Source organism: Neotamlana sedimentorum, from assembly GCF_000943565.1.
Taxonomy (GTDB): domain Bacteria; phylum Bacteroidota; class Bacteroidia; order Flavobacteriales; family Flavobacteriaceae; genus Neotamlana; species Neotamlana sedimentorum.
This window is the reverse complement of the sequence record NZ_JTDW01000001.1, coordinates 534,915-552,991: the sequence shown is the minus strand read 5'-3', so window position 1 is coordinate 552,991 and position 18,077 is coordinate 534,915. Positions and strand designations below refer to the sequence as shown.

Below are 18,077 nucleotides of genomic sequence, written 5' to 3'. Positions count from 1 at the left end.
CAAATAATATAAAAAAAAGACAAACACCAAGTAGGTGCTTGTCTAAAATTTTAAAAAAACAAGCAATTAATTTGCTAACTCTATTTTAACTACAGAAACTATACTATCTGGAGCCAACATAGGTACATCTACTAAAACTTCTTTTGATGTTGCTAAAGCCGTTAATTCCACATCTGGATTGGTTAAAAGCGTTGCTTTTTTAACCTTAACATCCTTATGTAATTTTAAAACACCATCTTTTGGCCAGTTAAATACATGTGCATATAAAACGCCATCTTTTGTTGTATAACGTCCCCATTTTGGTTTTTCAAAAGGACTTGCCGATGCGCCATAAATAGCTTCTCCGTTAGCTTTTGTCCATTGCCCCATAGCACTTAAACGACGAATACTTTGTGCAGGAAATCTACCGTAACCATCAGGACCAATATTTAATAAAAAGTTTCCGCCCTTTGATACGATATCGACTAATTTCTGAATTAAATCTTCACTGCTTTTCCATTTTGTGTCATCTGGTTTATAACCCCAAGTGCCGTTCATGGTCATACATGCTTCCCAGTCGGAATCGATTCCTGTATCTGGAATTTCTTGTTCAGGCGTACCAAAATCTCCTGCAAATTCACCAGGTTTATTGTTCATACCATCCATTCCCGTTCTTCCTTTATCTACACGATTATTTACAATGGTATTTGGTTGAATATCGCGAATAAAATCGTAAAGCTCTTTACCCATTTCTGTGGTATAATCAGAAATCCAATCGCCATCAAACCAAACCACACCAACATCGCCATAATTAGTTAATAATTCTTTAACCTGTGGCTTCATATAATTTTTAAAATACTTTGGAAATTTTGGATTAACCACCGATGGGTCGTCGTGTTGCGCAATGTTATAATTTGGATATAAATTACCTTGTGCATGCGGATGATGCCAATCGACAATAGAGTAATAAAAACAAAATTTAATACCTTGTTTTTTACAAGCTTCGGCTAATTCCTTAATAATATCGCGTTTAAATGGTGAAACATCCATAATATCGTAATCGGACACTTTAGAATCCCACAAACCAAAACCCTCGTGGTGTTTACTTGTAATTACAATATATTTCATTCCGGCATCTTTAGCCATTTTAACCCATGCATCGGCATCGAACATTACCGGGTTAAACATTGCTGGGAATTTTTCGTACTCTTCAACGGTATAATCTAACTTATCCATGGCCCATTCTGCGCCACCACCAGCAATTTTAGAGCCACGTTCACCACCTATAATAGAGTAAGCTCCCCAGTGAATAAACATTCCGAATTTAGAGTCGCGCCACCATTGCATACGCTCGTCGTCTGATAATTTTTTAGTACTCGAGCTTTGTGCGAACCCCAAGTTGGCACTCATTACAGCTACCAGAGCAATTATTGCTATATTTTTTATTGTTTTCATATAAAATTATTTAGTGTTTATAGTTAATTTTTGTTCGGTTTGGTTACGCATAATAACCAAATTCATTTTATCTGTTTTGTTTTCTGATGATATTTTGAAGAAATCGGTGATGGTTTTAACAGGTTCCCCATCGGCTTCAAGAATAACATCGCCTTTTTTAATACCATTATTTTGTACAGCAGGACTTGGTTTCCAGATACGAAGCACAATAACACCTTCGGCAGTATTTAGCCCGTAAGCCGATTGTTCTTGCTCCGATTCTACATTTTTTAATTGGTTACGTAACCATGCTACCACCGGACTTGTTTTACTTTTACTTGGGTCTTTTATTTCTGGAACTTCTGGTGTTTTTGCTAACTGTTTTAACTCTGGTTTTTGTACACCAAATTTATCCATTGGAAAGTTTTTAAAACCTAACTTTAAAGCTGGTGAATCTTCAGCAACTGTAAAATCTAAATTTGCTGGATCTTTAAACTTTGGATTTCCAAAAGCACTGTGTTTGTCGCGATCGTAAATTTGAGGTTTTAACATGGCGGCTTCGGTTGGAAATAAATTATAATCTAATTCTTTCCCCCAACCTAACAAACCAACATCTTGGTAGGTATCGCCAACAATATTGTATTTAAAAACATCTTCGCTATTAGCAAACCACACATGTGGATGCAACGAATTATTAACCATTATGTTATTTTCTGCCACACGATTAAAACCTTCACGTAATTTAAGGCCGCTATTCAACATCAAATTATTGTATATATGGTAGTTTGATGAACCATCGTCTAAATCGATATCCCAACCGTGGTCGCAACGAAAACGGTTATTTCTAATTATTGTAGTTTTAACCGCATCCCACAAATACATATCTGGCATTTCGGTTGTTATTTCATTCATTTTACTTCGGTTAGGATGCCAAAAACGATCGCGACCCCAAGAATTAAACGAGCCATGATCGCTGGTTTCTAAAACCGTATTAAACACATCGTTAAACTCCAGAATGTGGCCACCCCAAGTCCCATCGCCAATATTAATTCCGGCTCTTGGCACATCGTAAATACTATTGTGTCGCACCGTAATATCCATAGCCATAGAAATTTGTACTCCAGCCGTTTGTTTTTCAATTCTACCAATGCGGTGAATTAAATTATTAACTACCAAACATGCTTGCGGATACAATTTATTTTTTGGCCCATGAACGGTGTCCATGTCTTTTAAATCGACGTATTTCCCATAATTAAACGATGGCGAACGTACCGCCGAAGGATCGCCAATAAACGACACCGCGCTACCACCACAATTTACTATATGATTACCTTCAACCACCAAATTTTTATTGTATTTACTCGCCATAATAACATTGCCCCCTAAATTGGTAAATACACTATTTTCCAATTTACAACCTTCTGTCCCTTCAAAAAACAGCACTGCACCACGGTAAATGGTCCAATCGCTTCGTAGTAAGGGTTCGAACTCTTCCATGAACGTTCTTGTGGTATTTTCGAAAGTAATGTTGCTAATTGTTACGTTTTCAACTGGATTTTCTAATGTGCCTTCAACTTGAATTAAATCTTTTAAAACAGCTACTTCAAAAGCATCATTGTTTAAATTTACATTATTTGCAGGCCAGTAATACAATTGGTTTGTTGCTTTGTTAAAAAACCATTCGCCTGGGCTATCTAGTTCTTCAAACACATTTTCAACCATTTGATATTCTTCATGGTATCGACTACCTCGATTATTTTGGTGCCCGCCTTCTAAAATGGCATTTCCGTCAGTATCTACTCCGGTAATTACATAATGAAATCCGCCCCAACGCCCTTTGTGTAAGGCATGAAAAAAGGCACCTTCAGGATTGTTCCATGTTGCTACACGTTCCTTCGAAATAGCATCGGCAGCATAACCTTGCCAATAATGTCCGTTTTCATCGTAATTGGGATAGCGTGCTAAAATTTGGGCTTCACCATTTACAACGAGCTGATCGAAGTTTAAACCAGCATCAACCGTAGTTACATAAATATTGTCGTTATATTTTTCCCATTTTGGAGCTAATAATTTCGAACCTTTTATGGCTACCTCATCGGCACTTGTTCCTGTAATGGTTATTCCGCTTAAAGTTGCTGGAATTTTAATAGCTTCAGACAAGTAATAATCTCCTGGCAATACATTAATAACAATTTCGGCATTGGCTTGATTTACTTTAATTGCTGTGGCTTTAGCTATGGCTTGTCCTAAAGTTGAAAAAGGTTCAGACTGACTTCCTGAATTAGCTTCATCACCTGTTGGAGACACATAAAGCTGAATAGTTTCTGCTTTAATATGGCAGGACAAAACAAGAACAAAAAGAAATAATAAACTTGATATTTGTTTCCTCATTATTAGTTTAGTTTAAAGTTATGGTTGCTTTTTTATATGATTTTTCTAGTTTAAAATATTGTTGGCTTGGGTTATTTCTATTTAAAACTGCAGTTCTACTAAACATAGCTTTTCCGTTTTCAAAAACAGTTAATTCGGCACGTTTATTTCCAGTTTTATATGGTAAATTAATTGTAAATGGCTTATCGTTTTCTAATACAAAACCTGTTTCAGTTTTCTTTACTGATAAAGTTAAAGGTTCGGTTGAAGCTATAATAGTCCAATTATTATAATCTACTCGACTTACAGCCGATAGAAACATAAAATCGAAAGCTTCTTTATTTTTTGAAGTTCGAATTACAGACAACAAACCCTTTTGATATAAATTTTTAGTTTTAGCGATGCCCGTTGCACTTTCGTTTAAAACAATTCTGTCTTCGTTTACGTTATCATTCAAACTCACATCAATAATTTGAGTGCTTGGGTAATCTTGGAGAGTAGAAAATTTAACATTGTTAATTGGATTTTCTTCACCTTGATTATACGGATTAAAAACCACAGCAAAAGGATTATTCCATGCGGCTTCTTCCCGCTTTAAAATTAATGTATGCAAAGAATCTTTAAGAATAGCTTTTGGCGCTGTACCTTCACTTAAAGCGTTTGAGTTTGGCGATTTAAACTTATAAATGGTTTGGTTTTCGTTAGGCTTTATCCAAAGTTTCATCAAGTTACTCGGTTTCCCTATTTCATTCAATGTGAATAAAGCATTTACTGGATTTGACGTTGTTGTTTTTTGTTTGCTTGAAAAGAAATCGTAGGCTTTTAATTGTCCGTTTTTCGAACTTAAATCTTCGGTTTTTTCAAACTTTAAAGGCTTAGAGTTTTCATCGAAAAACGCCAATTCTTGTCCTAAATTTCGGTAAATATATTCGTGCTTTTGTTTATCCTCTTTTTGTTTTTTGGAGCGAAACACATCAATTACATACGGTTTTTTGGTTGGCGTATTTATTATAGCCGAAAAACGCTGTTGGTTAGATACGGTTTCGGGCTCTAAAAAAGACACTTGCGAAAAGGTTAGCTCGTTGAAACTTGTAGTTTGTGCCGATGCTGGAAAACAATAATTTAACTTAAACGGATGATAAGTTCGCATGTTATTATAATTCGATTTTCCGTCGACAATAACCGTATTATGTGCTGGCATTCGCGCATAATAATTTCTAAAGGTTGGATGCCAGTAACTCGGACCTTTACCTGAATCTGGGGCCAATACATAATTGTTAGCAAACAACTCTAAAGAAATACCATTGGCGTGTGCATGATTACCAAACGACGCCACAGTCGATAACATAACAGCATCATCTCCTACTCCTAATCGCTGATTAAACATGCTTACATTTGGCGCATAAAATGTTGGCGTGGTTAGTGCTTTTAAATTGGCTTTACTGTCAACAATATCATCAACATAAAAGAATAAATTAAATAAATCTTTTGCCTGCCTTTTATATAAATTATTAGAAATAAACTCCGATAAGAATCCGGAAATTAAAGCTTCTTTATCTTTCTGTTCGTACTTTCTGTAATTTGAAATTAAAAGTTCGAAATTCTCTGGAGGCAAAATTTTATGGCCGCCATCGCCAAAACCAACCATATAACCCGACGGAAATAAATATTGAAATGACGCTAAAACCGCCTTTTCTAAAATAGGGTATTTAGCTATTTCGTTAGCATTGGTATTATGGTCGAGTAGCGTAAATATTTTTAACAGCGTTGTAATAACATGCACCGAATAATTAGGACTTTCTGGCCATATTCCAGTTTCTTGATCGTACACGTTTAGCGATTCGCTTACGGCAATTTGTCTGTCGGTTGAAATATTAAACGTATAATCTAAGTAATACTCGCGCCCTTTTCCATTTTTATAAGCCGCATTTGGCTCTAAAACTAAAGCAATGTATGTTAAAAAACGTGCTTGAAACAGATTCCAATTATTATCTGGAATACCATATTTTATGATTTGATCGCCCCACTTTTGAAACACTGCCGCCGAATGTGACAAATCGACCTTTTCTGATTGAAAATAATTATATAAAAAATCGTAAACCGTAACTAAAGACACCACAATACCTTCGTGAATAACCTCGAAAGTTGCCAAACCAGAAATAAATTGTTGGTTCGATTTATTTAAATCTATAGGCGCGTCTCGATAGTGCATCCCATCGATGTAAGTTAAAAAAACAGGCGCCGCAAATTCGGCATATTTTTTATCGTTAGTTAGCCAATATAAAAGCGCTGCATCGGCAGCTAAACTCATAATTTGCTCGTTAATTTTCTCGACAGCAAATCCAGCTTCCGATGGATGAATCCATTCTTTTTTTCCTGTTTTTTTATGCTCAAGAAAAAGTCCGCGAGGGTCGTCAAAATAAGGTTCAACATCTTCTAGCTTCGGCCTATTGTAATCGGTAGCCCAATCACGAGTTCCCGAATAACGCACTGTTGGTACAGGCGCAGTTCCTTCAGAATGTGAAAAGTCACCTCCTTTTAAAAACACCTTATTGTGCTTTGTTTTCCAGTTCATTTGTAAACGAGACACCAACCATTTGGGATCTTTTTCACAATACGCTAGGTACTTTTCAAGGTTTTTGGTCTTTTTTTCAATTAAATCGTTTTTCCAAGATACCGATTTTAAAGTTTGTAAAAAATCAGCTTTTTCGCTGTTGGTTACAAAAACTCTTGGATGTTGTAATTGTTGCGCAAACAACATACCAACGCCAAAAATTAAAGCGAAACTTAAATAAATATGTATTTTGGTTTTACTCATTTTATTTAATTTCAATATGGTATCCAGCAGGATAGGTTTTTGCTTTTCCTTTATTTAATTTAATTGAAACTGGTTTATCTGATGAATAAAAATAACGTCCATCTTTATATCGTAATTCGGCCGAAACCGTTTCGTTAATAGCTTCAATTTTAAAGTTTCCGTGTTGAAGCGATTTGCCTGTTCCTAAATACAAATATTCAAACGCGTTGTTTTTTTCTGAAATAACTCCAAAAATACCTTCAAAAGCAATTCCTTTTAAGGGTTTAAATAATTTTTGATCTGTAGAACTTAATATAATTTGTGTACTATGTTCACCTTCAACCTTTATACCTACAACACTTTCGTTGGCTTCAATTTTTGAAATATTTTTAATGGCTTTTTCACCCGTTTTAAAAGTTTCAAAAACCGATACAAAAGGATGTTCTGCGCCATTTATACCGTTTTGCCTCACAATTAACGTTGGCGTAGTTTCTGGGCTTTTATTAATCTGGTTTGGTGTAATATCGCTTCTAAGTGTGGTTGGCGGCGCTGTAACCGTATAAAGTTCGCGGTTATTTTGTCCCATCATCCACATATTTACCGTTAAATCTTCAACATCCCAAGTCGCATTAAAATCTTCATTAAATTTTATTTTTTTCTGATTTTTGAAGAAGCTATAATTTTTATCGTATTGAGTTCCTAAATCATTTACATCATTCAATTTTAAGGTTGTATTTGATGTGTTTTTTAATGACACTGAATGCCCTAAATTATGATGAATATAATCGTTATTGTTTTGATTTGATCTAAAAACATCAACATAATACCCTGTGGTTTCCGAAGTACGAATCATGGCTACTAATCGGCGTTTTTCTTCAGCTGAAACATCAGCAAAGGATACATTGTCTGAAACCGAAGCTGTATTATAAAAACTATTTGTTGTGTCTACCGATGGCTCCATAGCATTAATGGAAATGACTCCTTTTTTATAGCCTGGAACGATGGTATTTGAGCCTGTAATTCCGCGATGATAACCAGCATCTTTAGACCAATACGATTCGTAAGCCGAAGCATCTGGAGACATGACCCAACCGTTGCTATAAAACTGCATAGCTAATCCGTTTTCGGCTAAGTGCGATTGGTATCTTCCGCCGTAGAGCGTAAACATTAATCCGTTGGCTTCATCGTTACCGTTTTTCATGATTATATGTCTGTGAAATGGCGAATAGGCCGCTTTATGAAACGGCAATTCGCTTCCAGACTCTGGTAAGGGTTGATTAAAAATAATGCCTTGCCATCCTGAATTTTCACGTTTATATTGACCCGAAGCTATATTTTTTCGAATGGCAGTTGCCATACTTTTCGCTGTTTCTGTATTCCCTTCCCAAATGGCATAAGTTAACAACGATTCAAAGGCCGACATATTTGCTGGACCACCGCGCATATCGCCAAATAACACCAAGTTTCCGCGGGCATCTAACCAACCTAAATTGGCTAAAGCAGCTTTTTCTATTATGGGGTTTCCTGCCAAAGTATTTACGCCAGAATTATACAGTTTTAATCCCATTTCTAACACAAAAGGAATCATGCCAGAGGCATAACCAGGAGACTCTGGCCATAAACCAGTGACCTTGTTATAATTGGCAACAATTTCGGGTAAACCAGCGTAATGATCGCCCGATTTTTCAGTGTAAAACGGAATGTAATAGTCGCGTCCTTTTTTATCGTCGTAAAATTCATTTGGCTCTAAAACCAAAATACTATTCATAATGTGGCGGTAGCGATTTACATTCCAATTCCCTTTTTTGCCACCGCGAACTAAACCAATTTCAATGAAGCGTTTAAAAACTTCGCTAGACACATCGGTAACCGATTTATCAATGGTTTTTAAATGTTTATGCGGATTTGCATTTAAGTAATTGTACAGAAAATCGTAAATGGCCGCTGCAAAATCTTGACGATCGTCGTGAATTACTTCGTAATCGTAATAGCCTAAAATACCACCAGGTGCGTAACCGCCAGGGCCTTTACTAGATTTTTCAGGATCTAAAGGTGGTTGCATGTAATACGTACCAAGCATCCACGTCCAGAAAATATCAGCCGAAAATTTAGCGTATTTTTCTTCTTGAGTTATGAAATAGGCAAAAGCTGATTTTTCGGCTAATTTTAAAATTTCAGAATTATTCTGGCGAATCATGTGGCCGGTTTCCTTATAAGGCACTAAAACTGGTGTTTTATCGGCACTTGAACGGCTAATTCCTAGCATGTCACCTGTTTCGTTGTAAGGTGTTCTGTCTTCTAGAGGCACATTTACAAAATCGTTCCAGCGACGCATTCCGGGTAAGCGAACCGTTGGAAGTGGCGCATTACCCTCGCCATAATTCCAATCTTGGTTTTTAATATAACATTGTGTGTAACGCTCGCCATCTTTCCAATACATGGCTAATCGAGACACCATCCATTCCGGATTGGTAGCGTGACGATTAACATGCACATCGATATCTTGTAACAAAGCTTCCCACGCCGTTTTTGCCCAAGCTTCAGTTTCAATTTTATTAATAATATTAGTGCGCTCACTTGTCTTTGTATAAATTCTTGGGTGTTCTGCTTTTTGGGCAACAACCACATTTAAACAACAGGTTAAAATAACAACTACAATGTTTTTAAACTTCATAAATAAAATTGCGTTTTAGTGCAACGGCACAGTTTCAATATCTGGGTTGTCTTTAGCTTCTAAATACTTTCTCAGAATCTCTTGGTCTAACTCCGAGCTATCACCATAATGCGCACGCATCTCTTTTAATTGTTCTTTTAATTTCACAACCACATCGGCATAGGCCGGATCGTTAATAACGTTTTTCATTTCTTGCGGATCTTTTTTACGGTCGTAAAGTTCCCACTCATCCACATCGTAATAAAAATGCGCCAATTTATATTCTTGTGTAATTATGGCGTAATGCCTTTTTACCATATGAATACCAGGATATTCGTAATAATGATAATATACTGCATCGCGCGTCCATTCTTCTTGATTCCCTAAAAGCAACGGTATTAAACTTTCGCCTTGCATGTCGCTAGGCGCTTCAATTTTAGCTGCTTCTAAAATGGTTTGTGCAAAATCTAAATTCTGCACCATTTCGGTGTTTGTAATTCCTGGTTCGATAACATTTGGCCATTTAATTAATAATGGTGTTTTAAACGACTCATCGTACACGAAACGCTTATCGAACCAACCGTGTTCACCAAGGTAAAATCCTTGATCGGACGTATAAATAATCATGGTATTTTCATCCAAACCAGATTCATCTAAATAATCTAGTAAACGCCCCACATTTTCATCAACCGAAGCAATGCAACCTAAATAATCTTGCATGTAACGTTGGTAGCGCCATTTCATTAAAGCTTTATCGTCCATTTCTGGATATTTTGCTTTAAAATCTGCCATTACCGGTCCGTAAGTAGAATCCCAAACGGCACGTTGTGTTTCGTTCATAGCTCCAACTTCACGCTCAAAAGCTTCTAAATCCCAACCAGACTCATCTTTTAAACCGAGTTCTTTCATAAGTTCTGGGTAAATTTTAGCATCTCCAGCCCAATTCATATGTTTTAGTAAATTCATTTCTGCTGTCTTAGCAGCACTTCCTCTACCTTCATAATCGTCGAACAACGTTTCTGGCTCTACAAATGTTTTCTTGGTATATTCTTTAAAATGACGCGGTGCAGGCAACCACTCTCTGTGCGGTGCTTTTTGCATAGAGAATAACATAAATGGTTGGTCGTCTTCTTTATTTTCTTCTAACCACTCCAAGGTCATGTCCATAATAATATCGGTTACATAACCTTCAACTGTAATTTGACCATCATTTGTATTAAAAATAGGGTTGTAATAGCGGCCTTGTCCTGGTAAAATTTTAAATTCATCAACGCCTTTAGGGTTGTTTCCAAAGTGTAATTTACCAAACATAGCGGTTTTATAACCCGCTTGTTGCATAAGTTGCGGAAAGGTAGTTTGCGATTCATCAAAAGGAAAAACATTATCTACTTTACCATGAATGTGGCAATGTTTACCCGTTAAAATAGTTGCTCTTGATGGTGCACAAATAGAGTTAGACACACAGGCGTTAGTAAACTTAATACCCTCGTCTGCAATACGATCTATATTTGGTGTTTCGATTAAATGATTGCTGTAGGCGCTAATCGCTTGATACGCATGATCATCAGACATCATAAAAATGATGTTTGGTCGCTTAGCCGGAAGTTCTTTTTTTACAACGGGTTCTTGTTTGGTTTCTTTGTTTTTACAAGCTATTACCGCAAAACAGAGCATTACAGTAACACATTTTAATATTAGTTTCATAGTATTTTAGTTTGATTATTGTTTTTTGATATGCATTACAAAACCATTATTGGCTTTAACCGATAAATTTAATTTTGATTGATTGTTTAATTCTGATTCTGTAATTTTTACTTTGGTTCTTGTATTTACCGTTTCGTCATCTGTATATAACTTGGCATTGTAAGATTCGTTTGCCTCTAAAAATGAAAAGTCTACCACAACTTGTTGCGCTTTTGTTCCGTTTATACAACCCACAAACCAATCGTTTCCTTTTCTTCTGGCAATAACACCTATTTCGCCAATTTCGGCTTGCAGTACTTTAGTTTCGTCCCAAGTGGTTGGTACGTTGTTAAAAAACTCTAGTTCTGGCTCGTTACCAATGGTTTTAGTATCGCCCCAAAGTCCGTCGTCTTTTACAGGTGCCGCAGGTGCTTTATCGTACCAGTATAAAAATTGTAACGGACTAAAAACACATACTGTTTTTGCCATTTGTGAGGCATGCGATCCCATTTTATCTACACGCTTATTATAGTAACACACGGTATTATCGGCAGCACCAGCCAACATTCTTGTAAACATGGTAATTAATGTATGTTCGTTTGGTACGGTTTCTTCATCGCCTCGAATACCTTCTTGTGTTAATAAATTTGGATAGGTTCTTGAAAACCCTGTTGGTCTGTATTCATCATGAATATCTATAACCAATTTATACTTTGCTGCTTTTTTAACCGCTTCGTGCATCCAAGCTGTTGCATCTTGATCGCCCACACGAACAAAACCATATTTTACACCAGAAACGCCCCATTTTTTAAGTACAGGAAAAACCTCATCAACCTTTCCTTCTAAAGCTCTACGGTTTATGTATAGCATTACTTTTACGCCTTTTTCTTTGGCATATTTACAAATGGCTTCAATATCAAAAGGGCCTTTAGAACGTTTTGGGTCGAGCGTTACGGTTGTAGCATCTGATTTGTTATCCATTTCATTGCCATACCAACCGGCATCAAAATGTACATATTGCATATTATGGCTTGCCACAAAATCAATTGCCGCAAAACCGCCTTTGGTTGTTAGTGTTGTTTCACGTAAAACTTTCCCGGGTTCTACCCAAGAATCATCGATGGCTGATGGTGGATTTAAATTTTGAATGATGTAATTTTTCTCTAATAAATCGGCATAACTATTCCCCATCATTACCACGCGCCATGGCGACATAATTGGTAATTTTTGATGAATTTTGAAGCCCTTATCATTGCGTTCTGAAATAATAGCACCTGTTACAAGGTCTTGTTTGGTGTCTTGTATTTTTCCATCTAAAGACGATTGAATACTAAATTTTGATGCTGTGCCTTTGTTATAACTCAAGCGTGCATAATCTACCAATCGAGCTTCGGCTAAGGCTATTTTTATACTATCGGCAACTTCAACTAACAATGGTCTTTCGCAACCTTCTTTCAATTGGCTTAACGGTATTTTTTTGTATTCGCCTTGTGCCGTCAATTTCCCTTTTTCTCGTTTAGGCGTTGACCATACCGGATAATCTTCAGTGAAATTATAATTGATGTTTTCGCTTAATTTTATGTCTTCTACATTATTCTGCTTCGGAATTTCGTAAGCAAACGCAACACCTTCGTTATAAGCTCTGGCAATAACATTTAATTTTGCTTTGCCTTGTTTTAAATAAATTTTTATTTGATTGTAATGGTCTGGAATACTGCTTAATTCTGAAAAGTTTGAATCCCAAGTGGTGTTAACTGATGTTTTCTCAATGTTTTCAACTACAACTTCACCTTTAAAATCAAGCGCATCTGCAACTAACTCCAATACCGAAGTTTCAACCACTTGTTGGGTACCATAAAACACCGAAAAGGTAATGTCATTTTTATTTTCACCATTTAAAAACACCATTTTTTTTGATGCATCGGGTGATAATAATTCTATAGTTTCCTGTGTTTTGCAACTACTAAAAATTGACAATACACAAATGACTAGCAACACTTTTTTCATAATTAGGTTCATTAGTTTATGCTTTTAGTTTAATTGATATATTTTGATAATTTGTAGGTGGCACTTTAAATTGAACCACTTTCTTTCCATCTATTGTTTTTCTGCTTCCGTTTAATTGTTTAAATCCAATGTTTAAAACCATGGCGCCTTTTTTAAAAGTGTCTGGAACGGTTAGTAAAATAGCATCATTGTTTGTTAATTTAAACTGCTCGCCCGTAACCAATGTGGCCGAACTCGATTTTTTACCAAGAATTTCAACGGTATAGCCGTTAAAACTTATTTTTTTACCAGCGCCAATAAACAATATCGTTACATTACCTTCTTGCGTTAACATACCAAACGTACCTGTAAAATCAATGGATTGATGTTGACAAACTTCTTGACTAGTGGAAGAAAACACATAATCTACCCGGTTTGTTTTGCTCGCTATTTTTACCCCAATAAAACTAGGTTTTGAATCTATTTTAAAGGTTTCTACCGTTTTAATTGTGGCAGGTTCTTTATTGGTTGAAGGCTCGTAAACGGCTACAAAAGGGTTATTCCAGGCTTCACCATATTGTCGAACTACCGTTGTAAGCAGTGGCGCTTCTTCAATTGCTTTTGGAAGTATTTTACGAAAGGCTTCAGAATGTGGCGACTTTACTTTAAAAAGTTCTCTATTTTCATCAGCATTCATCCACATATTCATTTGAACTTGCTCATTATTAACTGACAAATCATAAATGGCCTTAAATGCTGTTTCTATACGTGTTGACATTTCATCAAATAAAAAATCGTAAGCTTTAATATTTCCTGATTTAGAATTTAATTTTGAAGATGATTTAAGCGAAATCGTTTGATTATTTAAGGTTGAAAAAGCTAACTCTTGCCCTAAATTATGATAAAAATAATCGTGATATTTTGCAGTGCCCGCTTTAGTTTTCGACCTAAAAATATCGATGTAATACCCCGTATTTTCACCTGTTCGCACAATACTCATCACTCTATTTTGGTCGGCATTGGTACTTGGCTCGTTAAAGTACAAATCGGAGAAATTAATATTTGGGTAGTAGCCAGATTTTCTTTCGGAAGCCGGATACATAGCATTCACTTCGAAGGCATAATAACTACGCATTTTATTGTATTGCGATTTCCCGTTAACTGATACGGTATTGTGCGCAGGAAATTGCGAATAATATTGACGATAATCATTTCTAAAATAACTAGAACCACGACCTCCTTCGGGAGCCAAAATATAGCCTTTACCATACAATTCCATGGCAATTCCGTTAGAATGCGCATGGTTTCCTAAAGATGCCGCTTGCGAAATCATTAATCCGTTGTGCTTATCCATACCATTTCGCATAGCCAACCAACTTACATTTGGCGCGTAAAACGACGCCGTTGCATAATCCGTTAATTCGGCAGCTTCAATGGTTTTATTTAATGTTACGTTAGTATTGTAAACAAAAGCATTAAAGGCGTTTTTTGGTGCTTTTTTAGTGAGTAGTTCCTGTTTATTCTTCAGCATAAAAAGCATGCTAGTAAAAGTAGCTTCTTCTGTTTTTTTATTGAATTTTTGGGCGTTACTTATCACATCTAAAAAAGGCTGACTTTTTAATTCGCCATAATGCGAATCGCCAAAAGCTACAATACTTTTATTAGGATATAAATATTGTGGCATTACTTTTACTGCCTTTGGAATTACTGGCATATTTGGCATAATATCTACACCTAAAGCTTCCTCAATAACGCCTGCTAAATGTGTAAATCCTTCGGCAACGCTTAAGGCATAACCGGCACTTTCGTTCCAAACACCATTGTCTTGATCGTAGCCATAATTTAAGACATCGTTAACCGACCATTGGCGCGCTTCCGATTCGTTAAACACACGATTTAAATAATATTGACAGCCTTTTCCATCTTTATAAGCCTCGTTATTATCTAAAACCAAAGCAATTTCAATCACTTTATTGGCTTGGTGTAAATTCCAGTTATTATCTGGTACGCCATTTTTAATAATAATTTCGGCAAGTTTTTTTAACGAAGCTGTGTAAATATCGTTTCTACTTTTATGATTTTCTTGTATGTAATCATAAATAAAATCATACGTTTCAGCTAACTCATCAACAATATTTTCTTTTATCACTTGAAAAGAAGTTAAGCCAATTACGTTTTGCACATTGCCGTGTTCTAAATCAACAGGTTCATTTCTATAATACAAACCTTGCATGTATACATCGAAAACATGTTGTGCTAATTTTGCATAGGCTTCATCGCCTTCAACAAAATAAACTAATGCCGCATTTCGGGCAATTTTCATAATATTTTCGTTGGTATTTTCAATAACACGTCCTGTTTTTTCAGGGCTTACCCATTCCCATTTATCTGTATTTTTATTTTGAAGAAATAGGCCGCGTTTATCTTCAAAATACGGTTTTACATCTTCAATTTTTGGTGTTTTATAATCTGTAACATAATCGCGTTGCCCTGTAAACCGAACGGTTGGCACCGGAGCTTTTCCCGAAGCATGATGAAATATTGCGCCTTTTACAAATACGTTTGTTGCATGACTTTCCCAATACATTTGCAGACGAGACGACAACCAATCTTTATCTGTTTTAAACTGATTTACGTATTTTGAAACATCATTTTTAATAGCTTCAAAAGATGCCTTAATTGCCTGCGAAGTGTCTATCGCTTTTAGAATAGCTTCACGATCTACCGCCGATGAAATTAAACGTGGATGCGCTCTGCTAATTTCATCTGGAAAAATAAATTGAGCCGTAGCATCTTCAGTAAAAAAGACGGTAAATACGAAAATTAATATGACAACTTTTTTAATCATGTAATTATTCTGCTCTTACCCAAATATGGCTTTCGTCTAATAGTTTTTTGTATTCCTTTTGAAACGCTATTTTCATTGTATTGAAAACCTCTGGTTCTGTATCTTTTAAATCTTCCGATTCGTTAATATCTTGTTCTAAATTAAACATCACAAAATCGACTAACTCTGCGTTTTTAACTAAAGCTTCGTTACCATCGTAAAGGTTATGGATTTTCCCTAAGGTTTCCCCGTTAGCTTCAATACGCGCCATAATTTTGTATTTGCCTTTTCGCATCGCAACACGACGCTCGTTAATAGCATCGTAAAAGGCCCAAATAAGTGGTTTTTCTCTATTAAATTCACCTGTTTGTAAAAGTGATGTAAAGGATTCTCCATCTAAATTACTTGGTGTTTCTGCACCAGCCAATACAGCGAAGGTTGGAAAATAATCTAAAGCAGAAACTACATTATTTGTTGTTCCAGTAAAGGTTTCTTTACCCAACCAATTGATGATTCCAGGCACACGAAAACCAGCTTCGTTAGTCCACAATTTCATTCCTCTTAGTGCTCCTGGAGAACCATAAGAATGTTTTGCTCTGCTGTAACGCATTAAGGTTTCTGGTCCGTTATCTGAACTAAACACAATTAAAGTGTTGTCCATATTGTTTACTTTAAAGTATTCAACTAAGCGACCAACAGCGATATCTACATTTTCAACATTTGCAAAATACTCTGCTTCTTCTCTGGTTTTAGCCTGTGGTAAATATTTTTCTACTAAGTCTTCAGGTGAAGCAATAGGCTCGTGTGGCTCATGAAATGTAACTTCCAAAAAGAAAGGCTTATCGTCTTTTTTAGCATTTAACCAATCGATTGCTTCAGATATTATAATTTGACTACTAAATCCTTCAATTTCGCCTACCTTTTCTCTATTTCTAATAAAGTTTTTAGGGTTTTTATGGCTAGGTGCGGCGTTATTGTGCGTTGCCATCCAATGATCGAAACCAAAATCGTCGGGTTGTGGTTGTTCATTTGAATTAAATCGAGAACTACAATGCCATTTCCCCACTAAACAGGTTGCATAACCAGCCGATTTTAACATGGCTGGAATGGTTTTTTCGTGCGATTGTAAATGCACTAGATCGCGGTTGTCTGGACTCTTTTTTAAGCCTGGAATAAAATCGTAAATACCTGCTTTATTTGGACTTCTTCCAGTTAACAATCCTGCTCGCGATGGCGAACATACTGGTGCTGTAGAATAAAAATTAGTGAGCTTTATTCCGGTTTCGGCTAACTTATCAAGATTAGGTGTTTTAATAATTGGATGCCCGAAAGACGATAAATCGCCGTAGCCTAAATCATCGCATAAAAGCACTACAATATTCGGTTTGCTATTTATTAAACTACTTGTAGGCGTATTAGTTTCCTCCGTTTTTGTTTTGGACTCGACGTTGTTTTTACAAGCCACAAAACAAAACAGAATAATGAAAATTGAAAATATGTTTACTTTTTTAAAAGGCATAAATTTTAATTTGATTGATTAAAAAATTCATTGAAATAAAGCATGTGATATTTTATGGAATTTCGCCAATACGCAACGGTATGTCCTCCTGGGCGCTCGATATAATCGTGTGGAATATTACGCTCTAAAAGTTTTTTATGAAGCCTTACATTGGCATTGTAAAAAAAATCGTCAGTACCACAATCGAACATAAATTTTAACTTTTCACCATCTAACAGATGAGTTAAATTAATAACCATATGGGTTTCCCAGTTTTCTGGGTGTTCTGCATAAGTTCCTAATCTTTCTGCCAAATGCCATCTTAATGGAAAACCTCTAACATCTACTCCACCACTCATACTCGCCGCAACACCCCAAATATCTTGATGTTTAAATGCCAAATACAACGCGCCGTGTCCACCCATACTTAAACCGGTAATGGCTCTTTTTTCTCGACTAGCCGCCGTTTGGTATTTAGCATCTACTTGAGCAACTAATTCTTTTGCAACATAAGTTTCGTAACGCATAGCAGCATCTACAGGGCTATCGAAATACCAACTTGTTTTCCCTCCATCAGGACAAACTATTAACACATTATATGTTTCTACATAGTTTTTAATTTGTGGAGCCTTTTTTAACCAATCTTTATAATTTCCTCCGGCTCCATGAAGCAAGTAAATTACCGGATATTTCTTCCCTTTTTCTGGATATGCGTCTGGCGTTATTACAACATTTTTTATGGTTTTATCCATTGATTTACTATATACCGAAAGTGTATCGACATTTGAAGCAAATAACTTAAACGAAAAACAAATCAATATTGTAATTAGCAAATACTTCTTCATAAAAA

General features: G+C 36.0%; 9 protein-coding genes. All 9 read right to left on the bottom strand.

The window, feature by feature from the left end; all coding sequences use genetic code 11:
* Positions 1 to 66 precede the first annotated feature (66 nt).
* Genes PW52_RS02175 through PW52_RS02135 form a run of 9 tightly spaced genes read right to left on the bottom strand, consistent with a single transcriptional unit; the run spans position 67 to position 18,072 of the window.
* Positions 67 to 1,434 (bottom strand): alpha-L-fucosidase, encoded by a 1,368-nt coding sequence (locus PW52_RS02175; RefSeq protein WP_052823334.1) that lies wholly within the window; start codon positions 1,432 to 1,434, stop codon positions 67 to 69.
* 6 nt (positions 1,435 to 1,440) lie between these two features.
* A complete protein-coding gene (locus tag PW52_RS02170; RefSeq protein WP_044631245.1) occupies positions 1,441 to 3,804 on the bottom strand; it encodes a PDZ domain-containing protein in 2,364 nt (787 codons plus the stop codon).
* Between the two features lie 7 nt (positions 3,805 to 3,811).
* On the bottom strand, positions 3,812 to 6,601 hold the full coding sequence (locus PW52_RS02165; protein ID WP_044631244.1) for a heparinase II/III domain-containing protein: 2,790 nt from the start codon (positions 6,599 to 6,601) through the stop codon (positions 3,812 to 3,814).
* A 1-nt stretch (position 6,602) separates the two neighbouring features.
* Positions 6,603 to 9,254 carry a hypothetical protein gene (locus PW52_RS02160; RefSeq protein ID WP_044631243.1) on the bottom strand — a complete coding sequence of 884 codons (2,652 nt, stop codon included), beginning with the start codon at positions 9,252 to 9,254 and terminating at the stop codon, positions 6,603 to 6,605.
* A gap of 15 nt (positions 9,255 to 9,269) precedes the next feature.
* Positions 9,270 to 10,937 carry a sulfatase family protein gene (locus PW52_RS02155; protein WP_082050808.1) on the bottom strand — a complete coding sequence of 556 codons (1,668 nt, stop codon included), beginning with the start codon at positions 10,935 to 10,937 and terminating at the stop codon, positions 9,270 to 9,272.
* A gap of 15 nt (positions 10,938 to 10,952) precedes the next feature.
* A complete protein-coding gene (locus PW52_RS02150; protein WP_044631314.1) occupies positions 10,953 to 12,923 on the bottom strand; it encodes a glycoside hydrolase family 97 protein in 1,971 nt (656 codons plus the stop codon).
* 16 nt (positions 12,924 to 12,939) lie between these two features.
* Positions 12,940 to 15,750 (bottom strand): heparinase II/III domain-containing protein, encoded by a 2,811-nt coding sequence (locus PW52_RS02145; protein ID WP_052823332.1) that lies wholly within the window; start codon positions 15,748 to 15,750, stop codon positions 12,940 to 12,942.
* A 4-nt stretch (positions 15,751 to 15,754) separates the two neighbouring features.
* A complete protein-coding gene (locus PW52_RS02140; RefSeq protein ID WP_082050806.1) occupies positions 15,755 to 17,248 on the bottom strand; it encodes a sulfatase-like hydrolase/transferase in 1,494 nt (497 codons plus the stop codon).
* Between the two features lie 5 nt (positions 17,249 to 17,253).
* Positions 17,254 to 18,072: an alpha/beta hydrolase gene (locus PW52_RS02135; RefSeq protein ID WP_044631242.1), complete on the bottom strand. Its 819-nt coding sequence runs from the start codon at positions 18,070 to 18,072 to the stop codon at positions 17,254 to 17,256.
* Positions 18,073 to 18,077: the final 5 nt, after the last annotated feature.